Consider the following 2,598-nt stretch of genomic DNA (forward strand, 5'->3'; position numbering starts at 1 on the left):
TTTTACATAAATGATAAAATTTCAAAGGAAAATATGGTATAATAAAAGTAAGACTAAAAAAAGAAAAAATTGAAAAAATACTTATAATATGATAAAATTATATGTATAATTTTGTGATAAATTTGGTGATTAAAAGTTTGATTTATAAAATAAGATACAAGGAGGGAATATGGAACTTAAAGATATTCAGGAATTGATGAAAGTTCTAAAGAAAGAAGATATAGCAGAACTAAAAGTAAGATATGGAAAAGTAAAACTTACATTAACAAATTCTGAAACTACAAATATCGCAAATAATGTAGCACCTGTAACAGAAAAGGTTGAAAAAGAAACTCTTCCAGCTGTATTACCAGCAGAAGAAATTATCAAATCGAGTAATGTGGGAAGAATAAAGCTAGTAAGTTCAAAACCTGGAACTTTAGTAAAAAAAGGACAAGTCCTTGCAAAAATAAATACAATAGGAATTGATAATGATGTAAAATCTAATGTAGATGGTATTCTAAAGGAAGTGCTAGTGGCAGATGGCTCACCAGTTGACTTCGCAAAAGAACTATTTAAAATTGAAATTAATTAAAATTATTTTTATGAAACAGAAATCTTTTAGGAGGATAGAATATTAATGTTTAAAAAAATATTAATAGCAAACAGAGGAGAAATTGCTGTTAGGATAATTAGAGCAGCAAGAGAGTTAGGAATTGCCACAGTTGCAGTTTATTCAGAAGCCGATAAAGATTCACTTCACGTAAAACTTGCTGACGAAGCTGTCTGTATCGGAACTGCCAGTAGTGCAGACTCGTATTTAAAAATACCGAATATTATTTCAGCAGCACAAATTACAGGAAGTGAAGCTATTCACCCAGGATATGGGTTTTTAGCAGAAAATCAAAGATTTGCTGAAATATGTGATAAAAACAACATCGTATTCATTGGTCCAAAACCTGAGCTAATTAGTATGATGGGAGACAAGGCAACAGCAAGGGAAACTGCTATCAAGCACAAAGTTCCAATAACAAAAGGGTCAGATGGAATTGTTCCAAATGTTGAAGAAGCCAAAAAAGTTGCACAATGGATAACTTATCCTGTTATGATAAAAGCAACTGCAGGAGGTGGCGGAAAAGGAATGAGAATCGCCCATGATGAAAAAGAACTTGTAGAAAATTTTATTGCTGCACAAAATGAGGCAAAAGCGGCTTTTGGAAATCCAGATGTTTATATTGAAAAATACGTTGAAGAGCCAAGACACGTTGAAATACAAGTTATTGGAGATAAGTTTGGAAATGTTGTCCATCTTGGAGAAAGAGACTGCTCTATCCAAAGAAGACACCAAAAATTAATAGAAGAATCTCCATCAGCAGGAATTGATGCAAAAACACGTGAAAAAATGGGTAAATTTGCTGCCAAATTAACAAAAGGAATTGGTTACGACAGCGTTGGAACATTGGAATTTCTAGTTGATAAAAACATGAACTTTTATTTTATGGAAATGAATACAAGAATTCAGGTGGAACATACAGTAAGTGAAGAAATCACTGGTGTAGATCTGATAAAAGAACAGATAAGAGTAGCCGCAGGAGAAAAATTAAGTTTTTCTCAAAAAGATATAAATATTAATGGACACGTAATAGAATGCAGAATTAACGCAGAAGATTCTGAAAATGGTTTCCTTCCATCTTCAGGAGTTCTAGAAACATATATTCCATCAGGTGGAATTGGAGTAAGAATCGATTCTCATTCTTATCAAAATTATGAAATCCCGCCTTACTACGATTCAATGATAGCAAAACTTATCGTAAAAGGAAAAAATAGGGAAGAAGCTATTGCAAGAATGAAACGTGCCTTAAAGGAATTTATTATAGAAGGTATTGACACAACTATACCATTTCACTTAAAAGTGCTTGATAATGAAGACTTTAAAAAAGGAACAATCTATACAAACTTTATTGAAACACATTTTAAGGATGCACTTGGTAAATAATTAATTCTAGAAATCAATAAAAAATCAGATTATACAAATAATTTGATTACTATTTGATAAAAAATAAAAATTAGGAGGAACTAAAATGAACGAATTAGGAAATGTAAATATATCTCAGGAAGTAGTAGCGACTATTGCAGAATCAGTAGTAGCAGAAATTGAAGGAGTACACAGTCTTGTTGGTGGAACTTCTAAAAATGAAATTGTTAAATTTTTCCAAAATGTATCTTCAGGTGGAAAAGGAATTGAAGTAGAAGTTGGAGAAACTGAATGTACATTAGATTTATACATCGTTGCAAAAATGGGATTCAAGCTACCTGCATTAGCTGGAGAAATCCAAACTAAAGTAGTAAAAGCAATTACTGAAATGACAGGATTAAAAGTTCAGGAAGTAAACGTATATATTCAAAAAATTATAAAAGAAGACAAAAAAGAAAATATTCAAGCTCCTGTAACAGAAACTGCAGAAATTGAAGAATAAAAATCATAATAAGCTCAAATATTCATAGAAATCTTGTTTACAAATAATATTTGAGCACATTCACTCAATTAGGAAAGGAGAAACTGACAAATACGCTTCAGCTTTAACTCGGTGATTCGTGGTTGTTGAGGAATAAAGAAAT

General features: G+C 31.2%; 3 protein-coding genes. All 3 read left to right on the forward strand.

Annotated elements, in window-relative coordinates; translation table 11 throughout:
• The first annotated feature begins 169 nt into the window (after positions 1-169).
• The 3 genes from Q0370_RS05460 (at position 170) to Q0370_RS05470 (ending at position 2,456) form a co-directional block, all read left to right on the forward strand.
• Positions 170-574, forward strand: a complete 405-nt coding sequence (locus Q0370_RS05460; protein ID WP_299573134.1) for a biotin/lipoyl-containing protein — start codon at positions 170-172, stop codon at positions 572-574.
• 45 nt (positions 575-619) lie between these two features.
• On the forward strand, positions 620-1,975 hold the full coding sequence (accC, locus tag Q0370_RS05465) for an acetyl-CoA carboxylase biotin carboxylase subunit (RefSeq protein ID WP_299573137.1): 1,356 nt from the start codon (positions 620-622) through the stop codon (positions 1,973-1,975).
• An 85-nt stretch (positions 1,976-2,060) separates the two neighbouring features.
• A complete protein-coding gene (locus Q0370_RS05470; RefSeq protein WP_299573140.1) occupies positions 2,061-2,456 on the forward strand; it encodes an Asp23/Gls24 family envelope stress response protein in 396 nt (131 codons plus the stop codon).
• Positions 2,457-2,598 lie beyond the last annotated feature (142 nt).

Source organism: uncultured Leptotrichia sp. (genome assembly GCF_938036635.1).
Classification (GTDB): Bacteria; Fusobacteriota; Fusobacteriia; order Fusobacteriales; family Leptotrichiaceae; genus Leptotrichia; species Leptotrichia hongkongensis.

What these genes read in the sequence shown, in the direction of transcription:
- Q0370_RS05460 (WP_299573134.1), top strand. Translation starts at nt 170, where the DNA reads ATGGAACTTAAAGATATTCAGGAATTGATGAAAGTTCTAAAGAAAGAA.
- accC (WP_299573137.1), top strand. Translation starts at nt 620, where the DNA reads ATGTTTAAAAAAATATTAATAGCAAACAGAGGAGAAATTGCTGTTAGG.
- Q0370_RS05470 (WP_299573140.1), top strand. Translation starts at nt 2,061, where the DNA reads ATGAACGAATTAGGAAATGTAAATATATCTCAGGAAGTAGTAGCGACT.